This is a genomic window from Kitasatospora sp. NPDC058184 (assembly GCF_042883725.1).
GTDB lineage: Bacteria > Actinomycetota > Actinomycetes > Streptomycetales > Streptomycetaceae > Kitasatospora.
This window is the reverse complement of sequence record NZ_JBHVVE010000031.1, coordinates 23,031-39,756: the sequence shown is the minus strand read 5'-3', so window position 1 is coordinate 39,756 and position 16,726 is coordinate 23,031. Positions and strand designations below refer to the sequence as shown.

Genomic DNA, 16,726 nt, shown 5'->3' with positions numbered 1-16,726 from the left:
GGCGGGCGCAGTTCCGGGCCATTGACGGCGCGTATTCTACGGTCACGCGCCGCTCGTGCGTGAGCAATTCCCGCTACTAGCTGCAAACGCCTGAAAGCAGACGGTCACGCAGGTTACCGTCGGTTCTGTGTTTGCAGCAGAACGTCGCCAGTTGATCCTCGAAATGGTGCGCGCCAACGGAGCCGTCTCGCTCCGGGAGTTGGCCCGCGTCGTCCAGACCTCCGAAGTGACCGTGCGCCGTGACGTGCGGGCGCTGGAGGCAGAAGGGCTCCTCGACCGCCGGCACGGCGGCGCGGTGCTCCCCGGCGGCTTCAGCCGCGAACCCGGATACCCGCAGAAGACCCACCTGTCCGCGGCGGAGAAGAGCGCCATCGCGGACTTCGCCGCCGGCCTGGTGGAGGAGGGGGACGCGGTGGTGGTCGGCGCCGGCACCACCACCCAGGAGCTGGCCCGCCGGCTGGCCCGGGTGCCCGGGCTGACGGTGGTCACCAACTCGCTGCTGGTCGCCCAGGCCCTGGCGCACGCCAACCGGGTCGAGGTGGTGATGACCGGCGGCACCCTGCGCGGCTCCAACTACGCGCTGGTGGGCAGCGGCGCGGAGCAGTCCCTGCAGGGGTTGAGGGTCAACAAGGCCTTCATCTCCGGCAGCGGTCTGACGGCCGAGCGCGGGCTGTCGACGGCGAACATGCTGTCCGCGAGCGTGGACCGGGCCATGGTGCTGGCGGCCGCCGAGGTGATCGTCCTCGCCGACCACACCAAGCTCGGCGCGGCCGGCATGTTCCAGACCGTCGCCACCGAGACCATCACCCGCCTGGTCACCGACGAGCAGGCCACCGCGGACGACAGCACCGTCCGCGAGCTGGACGCGCTCGCCGACTGCGGGGTGCAGGTCGACCTGGCCCCGCTGGGCGCCGGCCCGGGCGGTGACGCCCCGGTGCACGGCACCGGCAGCGGCCCGATGCACCAGCCCCAGCCCGGCCCGATGGCCCGCCGCGGCGGCCCGCCCCCCGGCGGCGCCCCGCTGCCCGGCCAGCGCCGCCCCGGCGCGCACGGCGGGCCCGTCGCCCCGGGCGGCATGCCGGCCAGGCTGGCCGAACTGGGCCTGCCGCGCGGGCGCTGAGCCCGTACGGTCCGCGGAAACGGGACCGGTCCGCACACCCCCGAGGGGCGTACGGACCGGTCCGGGGTCAGGGACGGTGTCAGTCCTTGATCTCGCAGAGCGCGGCGCCGCTGCTGACGCTCGCGCCGACCTCGGCCTTGAGGCCGGTGACGGTGCCCGCCTTGTGGGCGTTTAGCGGCTGCTCCATCTTCATCGCCTCCAGGACCACGATCAGCTCGCCCTCGGCGACGACCTGGCCCTCCTCCACGGCGACCTTGACGATGGTGCCCTGCATCGGCGAGGCCAGGGTGTCGCCGCTGACGGCCGAGCCGGCCTTCTTGGCGCCCACCCGGCGCTTGGCCTTGGCGGAGCCCGCCGCACCGGCCGCCGGGGCCGCCGTGACGCCCAGCGAGGACGGCAGCGAGACCTCGATCCGCTTGCCGCCGACCTCGACCACCACGGTCTCCCGGGTCTCGGCCTCCTCGCCGTCACCGGCCGCGCCGGCGAACGGCGGGATGGTGTTGTCGAACTCGGTCTCGATCCACCGGGTGAAGACCGTGAACGGCCCGTCGCCGCCGTGCACCTCGGGCGCGAACGCCGGGTCGGTGACGACCGCCCGGTGGAACGGGATGGCGGTGGCCATGCCCTCCACCTTGAACTCGGCCAGCGCGCGGCGGGCCCGCTCCAGGGCCTGCTTGCGGTCGCGGCCGCTGACGACCAGCTTGGCCAGCAGCGAGTCCCAGGCCGGGCCGATGACCGAGCCGGTCTCCACGCCCGAGTCCAGGCGCACGCCCGGGCCGGACGGCGGGGCGAACAGCGTCACGGTGCCGGGCGCGGGCAGGAAGTTCCGGCCCGGGTCCTCGCCGTTGATGCGGAACTCGAAGGAGTGGCCGCGCACCTCGGGGTCGCCGTAGCCGAGCTCCTCGCCGTCGGCGATCCGGAACATCTCGCGGACCAGGTCGAGGCCGGTGACCTCCTCGGTGACCGGGTGCTCCACCTGGAGACGGGTGTTGACCTCCAGGAAGGAGATCGTGCCGTCCAGCGCGACCAGGAACTCGCAGGTCCCGGCGCCCTCGTAGCCGGCCTCCTTCAGGATGGCCTTGGACGCCCGGTACAGCTCGGCGTTCTGCTCGGCGGTCAGGAACGGCGCGGGCGCCTCCTCGACCAGCTTCTGGTGGCGGCGCTGGAGCGAGCAGTCACGGGTGGAGACGACCACCACGTTGCCGTGCTTGTCGGCCAGGCACTGGGTCTCCACGTGCCGCGGGTTGTCCAGGTAGCGCTCGACGAAGCACTCGCCGCGGCCGAAGGCGGCGACGGCCTCGCGCACCGCGGACTCGTACAGCTCGGGGATCTCCTCCAGCGTGCGGGCGACCTTGAGGCCGCGTCCGCCGCCGCCGAAGGCCGCCTTGATGGCGACCGGCAGGCCGTGCTCCCGGGCGAAGACGACGACCTCGTCGGCGCCCGAGACCGGGTCCGGCGTGCCGGCCACCAGCGGGGCACCGGCCCGCTGGGCGACGTGCCGGGCGGTCACCTTGTCGCCGAGGTCGCGGATGGCCTGCGGCGGCGGGCCGATCCAGATCAGACCCGCGTCGAGGACGGCCTGGGCGAAGTCGGCGTTCTCCGACAGGAACCCGTAGCCGGGGTGGACGGCGTCCGCACCGGAGTCGGCGGCCGCCTTGAGGACCTTGGCGATGTCCAGGTAGCTGGTAGCGGGGGTGTCACCGCCCAGCGCGTAAGCCTCGTCGGCCGCGCGGACGTGCAGCGCATCCCGGTCCGGCTCGGCGTAGACGGCGACGCTGGCGATACCGGCGTCCGAGCAGGCACGGGCGACGCGGACAGCGATTTCCCCGCGGTTGGCGATGAGCACCTTGCGCACTGTGGCTCCCTTCTTGAACCTCGTTGAGTTTATGGATTCCTGGGCAGTACCGGCGAGTAGCCCCGGGTTGTGAACTATCCCACACGCTCGGTGATGGGTTTTCCGGGCCCGCTGGCGGCCCCGTGGACGACGTCGCAGGTCGGCGCCGGTCCGCCCGGATCGGCGGGGGCCACAGCGGGTGACCGGCCCGCGGCGCGGCGGGAGGGTGGCATGGGCCACAGTCTCGCGCGGGCCGCTCAAGCGGCGCCGGAGCGGGCGGCGGGCCGCCGCAGCGCCTCGGCCGTCACGTCGGCCGCCACCTCGACCATGTCCGGCCCGTACGCCTCCGGGTTGACCACCCGCAGGACGAGCGCGAAGGTGCCGTCCTGCCCGTGCCTCCGGGCGAGTTCGCGGTGGTGGGCGACCAGGTAGCGCACCCCGGCCTGGTTGGCGGTGCCGGTCTGGCCGGAGACCAGGAACACCGGGCGGCCGCCGTCCGGGGTGGCGATCCGGGCGAGCAGGACGTGCGTCTCGTCCGGGCCGGCGGTGAAGTCCCGCTCGCCCACCACGAGGACGTTGCTGCCCGGGCCCGGCCCCGAGGTGATCAGCACGCCCGGCAGGCCCCAGGCCAGGTGCGCGGCCATCCGCTCGTTGCTGACCGGACCGCCCAGGCACAGCTCGGTCTTGGCGCCCAGGCCGCGGTGCGCGGCGTCGTGGGCCACCAGCTCGGGCCGCGCCCCGCACTCCTCGACCAGCCCGGCCAGCCACATCAGCGCGTACGCGTCGCGCCGGGTCACGGTGTGGGCGTGCGAGCCCGTCCCGATGCTGCGCGGCACCACGATCAGGCACTCGCTGCCGCCCGGCAGCCCGAAGAACGCCCGCACCCGTTCGACCCTGCGGCGCCGCCGCAGCGCCTGGGCGAGCCAGCCGAGGCCGGCGCTGATCGCGCTGGCCACCAGGCCGAGCACCACATTGAGCACGCTGTCGGTCATCTGCCGCGTCCCCTCCCCCCGTTCGAACGCCGGTCAGCTTAGGGGCACCGCCGCGGTGTTCGGGAGGTCAGTTCGCCCACAGATCCGTGATGCGCACGTCGAGGTCGGCGAGCAGCCGGCGCAGCAGCGGCAGGGAGAGGCCGATGACGTTGCCCGGGTCGCCGTCGATGCCGTCGATGAAGGGCGCGGAGCGGCCGTCCAGGGTGAACGCCCCGGCCACGTACAGCGGTTCGCCGGAGGCCACGTACGCGGCGATCTCGGCGTCGTCCGGGGTGCCGAAGCGGACGGTGGTGGAGGCGGTGGCCGAGGACTGCCGGCCGGTCGCGGTGTCGATCACGCAGTGGCCGGTGCGCAGCACGCCGGAACGTCCGCGCATCGACTGCCAGCGGGCCAGCGCCTCGGTGGCGTCCGCGGGCTTGCCGAGGGCCCGGCCGTCCAGTTCCAGGACGGAGTCGCAGCCGATCACCAGCTCGCCGTCGGCGAGTTCGGCGGCGACGGCCTTGGCCTTGGCCTCGGCCAGGACGAGGGCGAGCTCGGCGGGGGTGGCGGCGGTGATCGCGTCCTCGTCGACGCCGCTGACCACCACGCGCGGGTCGAGGCCCGCCTGGCGCAGCAGCCCGAGGCGGGCGGGGGAGGCGGAGGCGAGGACGAGGGGGCGCTGGTCGGTCATGTCCACCAGCGTAGGGGGTGCCGGTGTCCGCCGTTCGAGTGAACGGCTCAGGTGAAGGAGCGGGAGATCATGATCAGCACGGCGCCGACCAGCACGAGGGCGGCGAGCACCTTGCCGGCCCGCTGCATCCGCTCCTGCATCCGACGGGCCTCGGGCGAGGGCTCGTCACGGGGGTCTGACCAGAGCACCCGTCCAGAGTGCGCCGCGCGGGGGTGCGGGCGCCTGAGTATCCGTACTCAGGTTTCGGGCAAAGCGGGCGCCGGGCGCCCGGTACGGCACGGAGGGGGAGGGCGGCGGGGCCGTCCTCCCCCTCCACGCCGCGGAGTTCAGTGCGCCCAGCCCGAGGTCCGCCAGGCGTTCGGGCCCGGACGGGCGGCGAGACGGAGCCGGCGGGCGCGGTCGCCCCAGGGGGAGTCCGGGCCGGCGCCGGCCCTGCGGGCCGCCTCGGCGGCGGCCTGTGCGGCGGCGGCCCGGGCCTGGACCACCGCCAGGACGGTGGCCAGCTCCTCGGGGGTCGGCTGCCCGTGCAGCACGTGGATCGACATGGCTGGTTCTCTCCCGACAGGGACGGGGCCTACAGGGGGATGTTGCCGTGCTTCTTCGGCGGCAGCACCTCGCGCTTGCCGCGCAGCGCCCGCAGGCCGCGGACGATGTGCCGGCGGGTCTCGCTCGGCGCGATCACCGCGTCCACGTAGCCGCGTTCGGCGGCCAGGTAGGGGTTCAGCAGGGTTTCCTCGTACGAGGCGATCAGCTCGGCCCGCTTCTCCTCGGCGGTGCCGGCCGCCTCGGCCTCGGCGATCTCCCGGCGGTGCAGGATGTTGACCGCGCCCTGCGCGCCCATCACGGCGATCTGCGCGGTCGGCCAGGCCAGGTTGAGGTCGGCGCCCAGGTGCTTGGAGCCCATGACGTCGTAGGCGCCGCCGAAGGCCTTGCGGGTGATCACGGTGATCAGCGGGACGGTGGCCTCGGCGTAGGCGTAGATCAGCTTGGCGCCGCGCCGGATGATGCCGTCCCACTCCTGCTCGGTGCCGGGCAGGAAGCCGGGCACGTCCACGAAGGTCAGCACCGGGACGTTGAAGGAGTCGCAGGTGCGGATGAAGCGGGCGGCCTTCTCGCTGGCGTTGATGTCCAGGCAGCCGGCCAGGTCCATCGGCTGGCTGCCGACGATGCCGACGGACTGGCCCTCGACCCGGCCGAAGCCGGTGATGATGTTGCCCGCGAACAGCGGCTGGGTCTCCAGGAACTCGCCGTCGTCGACGATGTGCTCGATCACCTTGCGCATGTCGTACGGCTGGTTCGCCGAGTCCGGCACGATGGTGTCGAGTTCGAGGTCCAGCGCTGTGACGGTGAGGTCGGCCTGCTCGGGGTAGGACGGCGGGTCGCTCAGGTTGTTGGAGGGCAGGTACGAGAGCAGGCTCTTGACGTACTCGATCGCCTCCTTCTCGTCCGCGGCCAGGTAGTGGGCGTTGCCCGACTTGGTGTTGTGGGTGCGCGCGCCGCCCAGCTCCTCCATCGCGACGTCCTCGCCGGTGACGGTCTTGATCACGTCGGGGCCGGTGATGAACATGTGCGAGGTCCGGTCGGCCATCACCACGAAGTCGGTGATCGCGGGGGAGTACACCGCGCCGCCCGCGCAGGGGCCCATGATCAGCGAGATCTGCGGGATGACGCCGGAGGCGTGCACGTTGCGGCGGAAGATCTCGCCGTACAGGCCGAGCGAGACCACGCCCTCCTGGATCCGGGCGCCGCCGGAGTCGTTGATGCCGATGACCGGGCAGCCGGTCTTCAGCGCGAAGTCCATCACCTTGACGATCTTCTCGCCGAAGACCTCGCCGAGCGAGCCGCCGAAGACGGTGAAGTCCTGGGCGAACACGGCGACCTGGCGGCCGTCCACGGTGCCGTAGCCGGTCACCACGCCGTCGCCGTACGGCCGGTTCCTCTCCTGGCCGAAGTTGGTCGAGCGGTGCCGGGCGAACTCGTCGAACTCCACGAAGGAGTCCTCGTCCAGCAGTTCCACGACCCGTTCGCGGGCGGTCAGCTTGCCCTTGGCGTGCTGCTTCTCCACGGCCTTGGACGAGCCGGAGTGCACCGCCTCGTCCAGCCTGCGCCGCAGGTCGGCGAGCTTGCCGGCGGTGGTGTGGGGGTCGTACGGCGCCTCGGTCATCCGGTGGCTCTCCCTGATCCATGGCCGCGACCTGTTTCGAGTGCGCGCGGGGCCGGGTGGTGGGCCCGCGCATGAGGGCAGGGCGGCGCTACGAACTACCGCTGGGTAGCGTAGCCAGCGCGGAGGGCTATCCGGCACGTCCCGGCGTCATGACCATCGACACAGTTCTGTTGACGGGTGTTCTGCGGGACGATGGGGCGGCCTACGTCCCGGACCCGCTCTAGGGTTTTCCCATGACCGCACCCGAGACCCCCCGCCGCAGCGGACTGCGCGGCTTCGGCCACGCCGGACCGTCGCCCTGGACCGACCTGGACCGTCCGCCGCTGGACGAGGAGGCGCTGCGCCGCGACCTGCTCGTCCCGGGCGGCCTGTGGACCTCCCTGGACGTCGTCGCCGAGACCGGCTCCACCAACAGCGACCTCGCCGCCCGGGCCGCGGCGGGCGCCGGGCAGGGCGCGGTGCTGGTGGCCGAGGCGCAGAGCGCCGCCCGCGGCCGGCTGGACCGGCGGTGGACCGCCCCGCCCCGCTCCGGGCTGTTCCTGTCCCTGCTGCTGCGCCCCGAGGAGGTGCCGGTCGAGCGGTACGGCTGGCTGCCGATCCTGGTCGGGGTGGCCGCGGCCAGCACGCTGGGCCGGGTCGCCGGGGTCGAGGTCGGGCTGAAGTGGCCCAACGACCTCCAGACGGAGATCGACGGCGCGGAGCGCAAGCTCGGCGGCGTCCTCACCGAGCTGGCCGGCGGCGCGGTGGTGGTCGGCATGGGCCTCAACGTCTCGCTGCGCGCGGAGGAGCTGCCCGTCCCCACCGCCGCCTCGCTCGCGCTGGCCGGCGCCACGACCACCGACCGGGGCACCCTGCTGCGCGCCCTGCTGCGCGAACTCGCCGAGCTGTACCGGGAGTGGACGGCCGCCGCGGGCGACCCGCACGCCAGCGACCTGCTGCGCGCCTACGTGGACCGCTGCACCACGCTCGGCCGCCAGGTGAAGGTGCACCTGCCGGGCGACCGCGAGCTGGTCGGCGAGGCCGTCGCGGTGGACGGCGACGGGCGGCTGGTGGTCCGCACACCCGACGGCGTACGCCGGGCGGTCGGCGCGGGCGACGTCGTCCACGTACGCCCCGAGCCCCGCTGAACGGCACTCTTCACCTCTCCTTGACCCGGGCTGATGCCCCGGATCCGACGATTCCGTGCGAACATTCCACCTGGCAGCGGTGTGAGGCGCGCCACTGCCCGCCCGGGTGGCGGAGTGCGCGCCCGGACAGGTAGGACACGAGGCGAGTGCGGCGATCGCACGGGGACGGACCGGTGGCAGAGGACGGCAGCAGCGGCGCGACGGCGGGCAGCAACGACCCCACGGTCGCGCTCGAACTGGAGCGCCTGATCCTGGACGCGCCGCGCCGCTACACCCCGTACCAGGCCGCGCGCGCCGCCGACGTCCCGATGGAGCTGGCCACCCGCTTCTGGCGCGCCATGGGCTTCCCGGACATCGGGCAGTCCCGGGCGCTCACCGACGGCGACGTGATCGCGCTGCGGCGGCTGGCCGGCCTGGTCGAGTCCGGGCTGCTCAGCGAGTCGATGGCGATCCAGGTGGCCCGCTCCACCGGCCAGACCACGGCCCGGCTGGCCGGCTGGCAGATGGACACCTTCCTGGAGAACCTCACCCAGGCCGTCGAGCCCGGGCTGACCCGCGCCGACGTCGCGTACCCGCTGGTCGAACTGCTGCTGCCGGAGCTGGAGCAGTTCCTGGTGTACGTCTGGCGGCGCCAGCTGGCGGCCGTCACCGGCCGGGTGGTGCAGGCCGCCGAGGACCACGAGATCACCAGCGGGCGGCTCGCCGTCGGCTTCGCCGACCTGGTCGGCTTCACCCGGCTGTCGCGACGGCTGGAGGAGGAGGAACTCGGCGAGCTGGTCGAGACCTTCGAGAACACCTGCTCGGACCTGATCGCCGGCCAGGGCGGCCGGGTGATCAAGACGCTCGGCGACGAGATCCTCTACGTCTCCGAGGACCCGGCGACCGCCGCCGAGATCGCGCTGAGCCTGATCGAGGCGCTGGCCGGGGACGACACCATCCCGCCGCTGCGGGTCGGCATGGCCTTCGGCACGGTCACCTCGCGGATGGGCGACGTCTTCGGCACCACCGTCAACCTGGCGAGCCGGCTCACCTCGATCGCGCCCAAGGACGCGGTGCTGATCGACGGCGAGTTCGCCGCCGCGCTGGAGCAGAACGGCAGCGTCGCCCCGGCCGACGCGGAGGGGCCCGGCCTGGCCGAGGCGCTGTCGGCCGCGGCCGGGATGCCCGCCTCCGGGCTGCCGATCCCGGGCCCGGACGCCGGGGCGCGGTTCCACCTGCAGCCGATGTGGCGGCGGCCGGTGCGGGGGCTCGGCCTGGTCGAGCCGTGGCTGCTCACCCGGCGGCTGAAGGCCGAGTAGCGCCCGCACGCAGGGCTGTATGCGGTGGTGGCCGTACGCGGGTGGCGCGCGTACGGCGGGCCCGCGCGGGGAAGACGCATCCGGTGGACGTACGGGGACGCGCGCTTCGGCCGTGCGCGGGCAGACGCATGCGGTGACGGCGTTCGTGGGCACGCTTCCCCACGGCGGACGGGCGGTTGCGGGTGCTGAACGGTTGAAACCCGTACGTTCTGCTGCGGGTCCGCCCGGGCAAACGGGGCATAAGCGAACGAAACCGCCCTAGTCTTGGTGCAAGCGGCCGGTCGGGTGCGGCCGGCCGACGGGGGTCCGGCAGGACCGAGCACAGGGAGCGAGGCGAGCCGGTGAGCAGTGAGGCGATCATGACGGACCGCGACTGCGACTGCGGCGGCTCGCGGCACTCCGACCCGCTGCCCGACCTGAGACTGCAGTCCGTGGTCGAGCTGGCCCAGGACATGGCCGCCGCGCTCACCCCGCTGGAGGCCGTCCGGGCCGCCGCCGCCCGGGCCACCGAGGCGCTCGGCGCCACCATGGCCGCCGTCTCCGTCTGGGACCGCGAGTCCGGCCGGCTGCGGGTGCTGGTCAACCACGGCGACCTCGCCCCGGGCGAGGAGGAGCTGCCCGAGGACGAGTCGTACCCGGTCGCCGACTTCCCCGAGATCGTCACGTACCTGGAGGAGCGCTGGACCACCGGGCGGCTGCCGCGCGCCTGGCTGCAGAGCGCCGAGAACAGCGTGCAGCACGCCGGGCACGCCCACCCGACGGCCGGCGCGTACTGCCAGGAGCGCGCCGCGGCGCTGCGCCGGCGCGGGCGGGCCTGCTGCGTGGTCGCGCCGGTCGTGCTGCACGGCCAGGCCTGGGGCGAGCTGTACCTCGCCCGGTCGGCCGGGATGCCCGAGTTCACCGAGGCCGACGCCGACTACGCGACCCTGCTCGCCGCCCAGGTCTCCGCCGGGCTGGCGCAGACCGAGCGCCTCGCCGACCTGCGCAGGCTCGCCTTCTCCGACCCGCTCACCGGCCTGGCCAACCGGCGCGCCGTCGACGCCCGGCTGGAGAGCGCGCTGGAGGCGCACAACCGGGACAACACCGTGGTCTCCCTGGTGGTCTGCGACGTCAACGGACTGAAGCGGGTCAACGACCAGCTCGGCCACGAGATGGGCGACCGGCTGCTGGAGCGGTTCGCCCACCAGCTCTCGCTGGCCGCCGCCAAGCTCCCCGGCAGCCTCGCCGCCCGGCTCGGCGGCGACGAGTTCTGCCTGCTCGTGGAGGGGCAGAAGGCCGACGAGGTGGTCTCCGTCGCCGAGGAGCTGTGCGCCCGGGCGCTCGCGCTCTCCGAGGGCGAGGGCGTGGCCTGCGGGGTCGCCTCCACCGGGGACTCGATCGGGCCCGTCACCACCCCCGACCGGCTGTTCCGGCTCGCCGACGCCGCCCAGTACCGGGCCAAGGCCGCCCGGGCCGCCCACCCCGTCGTCGCCGGGCGCAGCCACGGCCCCGGCTTCTCGCCCGACCCCACCGTGCTGCTCGCCGACGCCGCCGACCCGCACCACCGGGCGGACGGGCGGCGCGGGCCGAACGGCCGGGCCGGGGCGGGCGACCGGCGGCGGTTCCGCGGCGCCGCCCACAGCGCCGACCCCGGGCAGCTGCTCACCGCCGTGCTCGCCTCCCTCGACCAGGCCGCCACGGCCCGGGCCGTCCACCCCGCGGACACCCTCGGCAAGCTGGTCGTCGTCGCCGAGGCCTCCGCCCGGCTGCTGGACGCCGTCGGCTGGTGGGTCTCGTACGTCCCGCCCGGCTCCCACCTCATGCGCACCGCCCAGCACGCCGTCTACCGGATGACCAGCGGCCCCAGCAGCGTCCGCGCGGAGACCCAGCGGGCCCAGATCGAGGCCCCCGACGCGGTCTTCGACCTCCGGCACTACCCGATGACCCGCCGCGCCGTCCGCGGCGGCTCCTTCGCGCTGCGGGCGGGCGCGGCCGGCAACGACCCGGCGGAGGAGGCGATGCTCGTCGTCTCCGGGTACCGGGGCATGGTCGCCGCGGGCGGCCAGAACCCGGCCGGCGGCTGGCTGGTGGAGCTCTTCGCCGACGACGCGACGCTGCCGCTGGGACAGGCCGCCTCCGCCATGCGCGCCCTGGTCTCGGTCGCCCTGGCGGGGCCGGCCTCGCCGCCGGTGGTCTGAGGGACCGGCCGCGGTGGTGGCCGTCCGCTGGTTCAGGCGCCGGAACCGCCGCCGGCGGACGGCGGGTTGAGGGCCCGCAGGGCGGCGTCGACCAGGCGGTCGGCGTGCTCGTGGGTGAGCGGGCCGAGCCGGTACTGCCAGCGGTAGTAGAGCGGGCCGTAGACGATTTCGACGGCCAGGTCGAGGTCGGTGTCGGGGGCGATCTGGCCGGCCTCGCGGGCGCTGCGGAGGCGGTCGCGGGTGACGGCCAGCAGGGGGTCCAGCAGGCGGGTGCGGTGCTCGGCCTGCAGTGCCGGGTCGTTGAGGATCTCCGCCATGATCGCCCGGTAGGTGCGGTCGGTGTCCGGGTCGGCCAGCTCGTCGCTGGTGGGGCGCAGGACGGCGCGGAGGTCGGCGGCGAGGTCGCCGGTGTCGGGGAGCGCGATGCCGCCCTCGTGCTCGCCGGCGGCGAGGAAGGCGTCGAAGACCACGGCGCCCTTGGAGGGCCACCACCGGTAGATGGTCTGCTTGCCGACGCCGGCCCGGGCGGCGATCGCCTCGATGGTCAGCCTGCCGTAGCCGATCTCGGCGACGAGTTCGGTGGTGGCGGCGAGGACGGCGGAGTGCGCGCGCTCGCTGCGTCGGGCGGGGTCGGGAGCTGTTCTGGAGGCCATGGAAAAAATTCTATGCGAAACAACGAGACGAGACGTATTGTCTTCCCATGCCATCGCGAGACGGATCGTCTCGTCTCATCCCCCGTTCCCCGGAGGTGCCCGTGAACCGCCCCCCCGCACACATCCTGATGGTCTCCATTCCCGCTCATGGGCATGTCAATCCCAGTCTCGCGGTGATCACCGAGCTGGTCGCCCGGGGCCACCGGGTCAGCTACGTCAACGACCCCTCCTTCCGGGAGGTCGTCGAGTCCACCGGCGCGACCTTCGTCCCGTACCCGACCAAGCTGCCGCTCACCGACGACCCGGCCGGCTGGCCGTCGGACCTGGTGGCGATCCAGGAGGTGTTCCTGGACGACACGCTGTCGATGTGGCCCGTCCTGCTGGAGGCCTTCGAGGACGACCGCCCCGACGTGGTGCTCTACGACATCGGCGGCTTCGCCGGGCGGGCGCTCGGCGAGCGGCTGGGCGTGCCGGTGGTGCAGCTGTCGCCCGCCTTCGTCGGCTGGGAGGGCTTCGAGGAGGACCTCGTGGCGATGTTCGAGCCGATGCGCAACGGCCCGGGCGGCCCCGAGCACTACCGCCGGTACGCCGACTGGCTGGTCGAGGCGGGCGCGGTGCAGCGCGACGTGGAGGGCTTCAAGAACCGCCCCGAGCGGTGCGTGGCGCTCGTCCCGCGCGCCCTCCAGCCCAACGTCGACCGGGTCGACGAGCAGCGGATCAGCTTCGTCGGGCCCTGTTTCGGCGACCGCGCCCACCAGGGCGAGTGGCAGCGGCCGGAAGGCGCCGAGAAGGTGCTGCTGGTCTCGCTCGGCTCGGCCTTCACCCACCAGCCCGCCTTCTACCGGGCCTGCGTGGAGGCCTTCGGCGACCTGCCGGGCTGGCACACCGTGCTCCAGGTCGGCAAGCACACCGACCTGGCCGAGCTCGGCGAGGTGCCGGACACCGTCGAGGTGCACCGGTGGGTGCCCCAGCTGTCGGTGCTCTCCCAGGCGGACGCCTTCGTCACCCACGCGGGCATGGGCGGCTCCAGCGAGGGGCTGTTCCACGCCGTGCCGATGATCGCGGTGCCGCAGGCCGCTGACCAGTTCGCCAACGCGGACGCCCTGGTCGGCCTCGGCGTCGCCCGCCGGCTGGACACCGAGCAGGCCACCGCGGAGGCGCTGCGCGCCGCCCTGCTGGAGCTGACCGGCGACCCGGCGGTGGCCGAGCGGCTGGCCGAGCTGTCCGCCGCCGGCCGGGCCGAGGGCGGCACCACCCGGGCCGCGGACCTGATCGAGGCCGAGCTGCGCGTGTCGTGACGCCGCCCGTGCCGTGATGCGGGGAGCGATAGGGGGCCGCGGTGTGCGGCGCCGATCCGGAGGGCGGAGAATCCGGATGGCGAGCACCTGTTGTCATATCTTCATTCACCTGATGAGATGGTGTATATGGATATGCACAGTGCTGTGGCCCCCGACGCTCCGCTGGTCCTGGTCGGCAAGGCCGACGTCGGTGCCGAGGACGTCCTGGCCGTCGCCCGGGGGAACGCCCGGGTCGAGATCGGTCCCGACGCGCTGGCCGAGATGGCGGCCGCCCGTGCGCGGATCGACGCCCTCGCGGCCGAGCCGCGCCCCGTCTACGGCGTGTCGACCGGCTTCGGCGCGCTCGCCGTGCGCCACATCAGCCCCGAGCTGCGCGCCCAGCTGCAGCGGTCGCTGGTGCGCTCGCACGCCGCCGGCATGGGGCCGGTGGTCGAGCGCGAGGTGGTCCGCGCGCTGGTGTTCCTGCGGATGAAGACGCTGGCCTCCGGCCGCACCGGCGTCCGGCCGCTGGTCGCGCAGACCATGGCCGCCCTGCTCAACGCGGGCATCACCCCGGTGGTGCGGGAGTTCGGCTCGCTCGGCTGCTCCGGCGACCTCGCGCCGCTCTCGCACTGCGCGCTGGTCCTGATGGGCGAGGGCACCGCCACCGGCCCGGACGGCGTGGAGAAGCCCGCCGCCGAGCTGCTCGCCGCCGCCGGCATCGAGCCCGTCGAGCTGCTGGAGAAGGAGGGCCTCGCCCTCATCAACGGCACCGACGGCATGCTCGGCATGCTGGTGATGGCCATCGCCGACCTCCAGCGGCTGTTCACCACCGCCGACATCACCGCCGCGATGAGCCTGGAGGCGCTGCTCGGCACCGACAAGGTGCTCGCCCCCGAACTGCACGCCCCGATCCGCCCGCACCCGGGCCAGGCGCTGAGCGCCGCCAACATGCTCGCCGTCCTCAAGGACTCCGGCCTCACCGGCCACCACCAGGACGACGCCCCGCGGGTCCAGGACGCCTACTCGATCCGCTGCGCCCCGCAGGTGGCCGGCGCCGGCCGGGACACCCTGGCGCACGCCCAGCTGGTCGCCGCGCGCGAGCTGGCCGCCTCGGTCGACAACCCGGTGGTGCTGCCGGACGGCCGGGTGGAGTCCAACGGCAACTTCCACGGCGCCCCGGTCGCGTACGTGCTGGACTTCCTCGCCATCGCCGCCGCCGACCTCGGCTCGATCTCCGAGCGCCGCACCGACCGGCTGCTCGACAAGGCCCGCTCGCACGGCCTGCCGGCCTTCCTGGCCGACGACCCGGGCGTGGACTCCGGCCTGATGATCGCCCAGTACACCCAGGCGGCGCTGGTCAGCGAGAACAAGCGGCTCGCCGTCCCGGCCTCGGTCGACTCGATCCCGTCCTCCGCGATGCAGGAGGACCACGTGTCGATGGGCTGGTCGGCCGCGCGCAAGCTGCGCCAGGCGGTGGCCAACCTCGGCCGCATCCTGGCCGTCGAACTCACCGCCTCCGCCCGCGCGCTGGAGATCCGCCGGCAGGCCGACGGGGCCGGCGGGCTCGCCCCGGCCACCGCGGCCGCGCTGGCCGCCGCCCGCGAGGCGGGGGTCGGCGGCGCCGGCCGCGACCGCTTCCTCTCGCCGGACCTGGAGGCCGCCGCCGAACTGGTCGCCTCCGGCGAGCTGGTGCGCGCGGTCGAGCGGGTCACCGGTCCGCTGGCCTGACGTCCGTCCGACCGGGCCGATGGCGCCGCCGCGGGGTGACGGGGACTCAGTCCCAGTCGTCGCTCCGCGGCGCGCGCTCCCCGCGGCCCCCGCGGTTGCGCAGCTCGCCCAGGGCGGCGGCCAGGTTGACCCCGACGATGCCCGCCCAGCAGACCACCAGGCCGGCGAAGCCGCCGCTCTCCGGACTGCCCGCGATCGCCGTCAGCGGGACGCCGATGACCAGCGAGGTCACCGCGAGCCCGGTGTTGGAGCGCTTGCCGAAGCCCGAACGGCGGGGGTGGCCCCGGTGCTCGGAGCGCGGCTCGTCGTCCAGCCGCTTGGCCACCGAGCGCTCGACCCGGGCGTCCAGACGGGCGTCGAGCCGCCTCATGAAGGAGTCGACGAGTTCGTCCTCGTACTCCTTGCCGAGCTCCTTGCGGGCCTGGAGGGTGGCGTCGAGGTCGCGCCGCAGTTCGTCCTGACGAGTGTCCATAGGACCAGAGTGGGGCCGCGGGGGCGTCCGGTCCATCCGTTCGCGGGAGGAATCCGGGCGGGCTCAGGGAGAAATCAGGGTTGCCCCGCCCCGGCCCGGGTTTGCCCGACCCCGGCTCAGGTCTGTCCGACCCCGGCCCACCCGGCCCGGACCACCGCCGGGCCGTCCGACCCGCGGGGCGTCCCACCGGACGTCCCGCCGTACGAGACGTCTTTGCCAGGCGCCGTCCGCTCCTGCACAGTCGTCGTCCGAACCGCACGCACCCGGAGGTACCGCTGATGACCGCCACCGACGAGGCCGGCAGCGTCGGCCCCTCCGCCCGGCTGCTCCAGCTCTTCGAGGGGCACCGGCTGACGCCGACCCAGCGCCGGATCGCCCACTCGCTGGTGCGGCACGCCACCGAGGCGCCGTTCCTGTCCAGCGTGGAGGTCGCCGAACTCGCGGGCGTCAGCCAGCCGTCCGTCACCCGCTTCGCGGTCGCGCTCGGCTACGACGGCTACCCGGCGCTGCGCAAACAGCTGCGCGAACTCGGCGGCGGCGAACCGGCCGCGCCGGAGACCCCGGACGACGCGGTGCGCAACGAGCACCAGCAGGCCGTCCTCGCCGAGATCGCCCACCTGCGCCACCTCGCCGAACTCCTCGCCGACCCGGAGCCGATCATCCGGGCCGCCCGGCTGCTCGCCGCCTCCCGCCCGCTGCCGGTGCTCGGCCTGCGGGCCGCCTCGGCGCAGGCGCGCGGCTTCGCCTACTTCGCGTCCAAGGTGCACCCGGACATCCGGCTGCTGGACGAGGGCGGCAGCATGCTCGCCGACCGGCTGGAGCAGGCCCGGGCGGCCGGTGCCAGCGCGCTGCTCTGCTTCGCGCTGCCGCGCTACCCGCGGGAGCTGATGGACGCGCTGACGGTGGCCCGCGAGTGCGGGCTGACGGTGCTGACCGTCGCCGACAGCGCCTTCGCGCCGGTCGCCAAGCTGTCCGACCTGATGCTGCCGGCCGCCGTCGGCACCGGGCTGGTCTTCGACACCGCGTGCGCGCCGATGATGCTCGGCCGGGTGCTGCTGCAGTCCATGTGCGACGAACTCCCGGGCGCGGAGGCCCGGTTGGAGGCGATCGAGCAGTCGGCGGCGGCGCGCGGACTCTTCCTGGAATAACCGCGGCCCGCGGCGGCGGGGGAGTAGCCGCCACGAACCCGGGCATCCCCCCTGCAGGGGGTG

Annotated in this window: 14 protein-coding genes and 1 pseudogene; 7 read left to right on the top strand and 8 right to left on the bottom strand. The window is 74.3% G+C overall.

The window, feature by feature from the left end; genetic code table 11:
- Positions 1-163: 163 nt before the first annotated feature.
- Positions 164-1,120, top strand: coding sequence for a DeoR/GlpR family DNA-binding transcription regulator (locus ACFVXH_RS37160; protein ID WP_241853005.1), 957 nt, complete (start codon positions 164-166; stop codon positions 1,118-1,120).
- A gap of 79 nt (positions 1,121-1,199) precedes the next feature.
- Here ACFVXH_RS37160 and ACFVXH_RS37155 read toward each other — a convergent pair whose 3' ends face one another.
- The 6 genes from ACFVXH_RS37155 to ACFVXH_RS37130 all read right to left on the bottom strand — a co-directional run bounded on the left by ACFVXH_RS37155 (position 1,200) and on the right by ACFVXH_RS37130 (position 6,780).
- Positions 1,200-2,975 (bottom strand): biotin carboxylase N-terminal domain-containing protein, encoded by a 1,776-nt coding sequence (locus ACFVXH_RS37155; RefSeq protein WP_049655764.1) that lies wholly within the window; start codon positions 2,973-2,975, stop codon positions 1,200-1,202.
- Between the two features lie 236 nt (positions 2,976-3,211).
- Positions 3,212-3,946 carry a hypothetical protein gene (locus ACFVXH_RS37150; protein WP_049655766.1) on the bottom strand — a complete coding sequence of 245 codons (735 nt, stop codon included), beginning with the start codon at positions 3,944-3,946 and terminating at the stop codon, positions 3,212-3,214.
- A 67-nt stretch (positions 3,947-4,013) separates the two neighbouring features.
- Positions 4,014-4,616: a nucleoside triphosphate pyrophosphatase gene (locus ACFVXH_RS37145; RefSeq protein ID WP_074003898.1), complete on the bottom strand. Its 603-nt coding sequence runs from the start codon at positions 4,614-4,616 to the stop codon at positions 4,014-4,016.
- A 47-nt stretch (positions 4,617-4,663) separates the two neighbouring features.
- Positions 4,664-4,804, bottom strand: a complete 141-nt coding sequence (mmpB, locus tag ACFVXH_RS37140; protein WP_181970605.1) for a morphogenic membrane protein MmpB — start codon at positions 4,802-4,804, stop codon at positions 4,664-4,666.
- Between the two features lie 138 nt (positions 4,805-4,942).
- Positions 4,943-5,161: an acyl-CoA carboxylase epsilon subunit gene (locus ACFVXH_RS37135; RefSeq protein ID WP_049655770.1), complete on the bottom strand. Its 219-nt coding sequence runs from the start codon at positions 5,159-5,161 to the stop codon at positions 4,943-4,945.
- Positions 5,162-5,190: 29 nt separating this feature from the next.
- The gene (locus ACFVXH_RS37130; protein WP_387830546.1) at positions 5,191-6,780 is read right to left on the bottom strand and encodes an acyl-CoA carboxylase subunit beta; all 1,590 of its coding nucleotides are present in this window, start codon (positions 6,778-6,780) and stop codon (positions 5,191-5,193) included.
- Positions 6,781-7,013: 233 nt separating this feature from the next.
- Between ACFVXH_RS37130 and ACFVXH_RS37125 the strand changes: the two genes are divergently transcribed.
- From ACFVXH_RS37125 to ACFVXH_RS37115, 3 genes and pseudogenes are all read left to right on the top strand, one after another.
- On the top strand, positions 7,014-7,907 hold the full coding sequence (locus ACFVXH_RS37125) for a biotin--[acetyl-CoA-carboxylase] ligase (RefSeq protein ID WP_074003897.1): 894 nt from the start codon (positions 7,014-7,016) through the stop codon (positions 7,905-7,907).
- A gap of 173 nt (positions 7,908-8,080) precedes the next feature.
- The gene (locus ACFVXH_RS37120; RefSeq protein ID WP_049655773.1) at positions 8,081-9,205 is read left to right on the top strand and encodes an adenylate/guanylate cyclase domain-containing protein; all 1,125 of its coding nucleotides are present in this window, start codon (positions 8,081-8,083) and stop codon (positions 9,203-9,205) included.
- Between the two features lie 359 nt (positions 9,206-9,564).
- Positions 9,565-10,791: pseudogene (locus ACFVXH_RS37115) on the top strand (diguanylate cyclase domain-containing protein); the annotation flags it as partial.
- Between the two features lie 623 nt (positions 10,792-11,414).
- Here ACFVXH_RS37115 and ACFVXH_RS37110 read toward each other — a convergent pair.
- Complete coding sequence (locus ACFVXH_RS37110; protein ID WP_380740740.1) at positions 11,415-12,035, bottom strand: TetR/AcrR family transcriptional regulator; 621 nt, start codon at positions 12,033-12,035, stop codon at positions 11,415-11,417.
- A 128-nt stretch (positions 12,036-12,163) separates the two neighbouring features.
- Between ACFVXH_RS37110 and ACFVXH_RS37105 the strand changes: the two genes are divergently transcribed.
- Positions 12,164-13,333 carry a macrolide family glycosyltransferase gene (locus tag ACFVXH_RS37105; protein ID WP_387830584.1) on the top strand — a complete coding sequence of 390 codons (1,170 nt, stop codon included), beginning with the start codon at positions 12,164-12,166 and terminating at the stop codon, positions 13,331-13,333.
- 132 nt (positions 13,334-13,465) lie between these two features.
- On the top strand, positions 13,466-15,043 hold the full coding sequence (gene hutH, locus ACFVXH_RS37100; RefSeq protein ID WP_387830543.1) for a histidine ammonia-lyase: 1,578 nt from the start codon (positions 13,466-13,468) through the stop codon (positions 15,041-15,043).
- A gap of 46 nt (positions 15,044-15,089) precedes the next feature.
- On the opposite strand, the gene ACFVXH_RS37095 is transcribed toward hutH, so the two are convergent.
- Entirely contained in the window at positions 15,090-15,515 is a 426-nt protein-coding gene (locus ACFVXH_RS37095) for a hypothetical protein (protein WP_387830541.1), read from the bottom strand.
- A 278-nt stretch (positions 15,516-15,793) separates the two neighbouring features.
- On the opposite strand from ACFVXH_RS37095, the gene ACFVXH_RS37090 reads away from it, so the two are divergent.
- Positions 15,794-16,663, top strand: coding sequence for a MurR/RpiR family transcriptional regulator (locus tag ACFVXH_RS37090; RefSeq protein ID WP_074003893.1), 870 nt, complete (start codon positions 15,794-15,796; stop codon positions 16,661-16,663).
- Positions 16,664-16,726 lie beyond the last annotated feature (63 nt).

Bases quoted from the DNA above. Each gene is read 5' to 3' on its own strand.
- ACFVXH_RS37160 (WP_241853005.1), top strand. From the start codon at position 164: ATGGTGCGCGCCAACGGAGCCGTCTCGCTCCGGGAGTTGGCCCGCGTC.
- ACFVXH_RS37150 (WP_049655766.1), bottom strand. From the start codon at position 3,946: ATGACCGACAGCGTGCTCAATGTGGTGCTCGGCCTGGTGGCCAGCGCG.
- ACFVXH_RS37145 (WP_074003898.1), bottom strand. From the start codon at position 4,616: ATGACCGACCAGCGCCCCCTCGTCCTCGCCTCCGCCTCCCCCGCCCGC.
- ACFVXH_RS37135 (WP_049655770.1), bottom strand. From the start codon at position 5,161: ATGTCGATCCACGTGCTGCACGGGCAGCCGACCCCCGAGGAGCTGGCC.
- ACFVXH_RS37130 (WP_387830546.1), bottom strand. From the start codon at position 6,780: ATGACCGAGGCGCCGTACGACCCCCACACCACCGCCGGCAAGCTCGCC.
- ACFVXH_RS37125 (WP_074003897.1), top strand. From the start codon at position 7,014: ATGACCGCACCCGAGACCCCCCGCCGCAGCGGACTGCGCGGCTTCGGC.
- ACFVXH_RS37110 (WP_380740740.1), bottom strand. From the start codon at position 12,035: ATGGCCTCCAGAACAGCTCCCGACCCCGCCCGACGCAGCGAGCGCGCG.
- ACFVXH_RS37105 (WP_387830584.1), top strand. From the start codon at position 12,164: ATGGTCTCCATTCCCGCTCATGGGCATGTCAATCCCAGTCTCGCGGTG.
- hutH (WP_387830543.1), top strand. From the start codon at position 13,466: ATGCACAGTGCTGTGGCCCCCGACGCTCCGCTGGTCCTGGTCGGCAAG.
- ACFVXH_RS37095 (WP_387830541.1), bottom strand. From the start codon at position 15,515: ATGGACACTCGTCAGGACGAACTGCGGCGCGACCTCGACGCCACCCTC.
- ACFVXH_RS37090 (WP_074003893.1), top strand. From the start codon at position 15,794: ATGACCGCCACCGACGAGGCCGGCAGCGTCGGCCCCTCCGCCCGGCTG.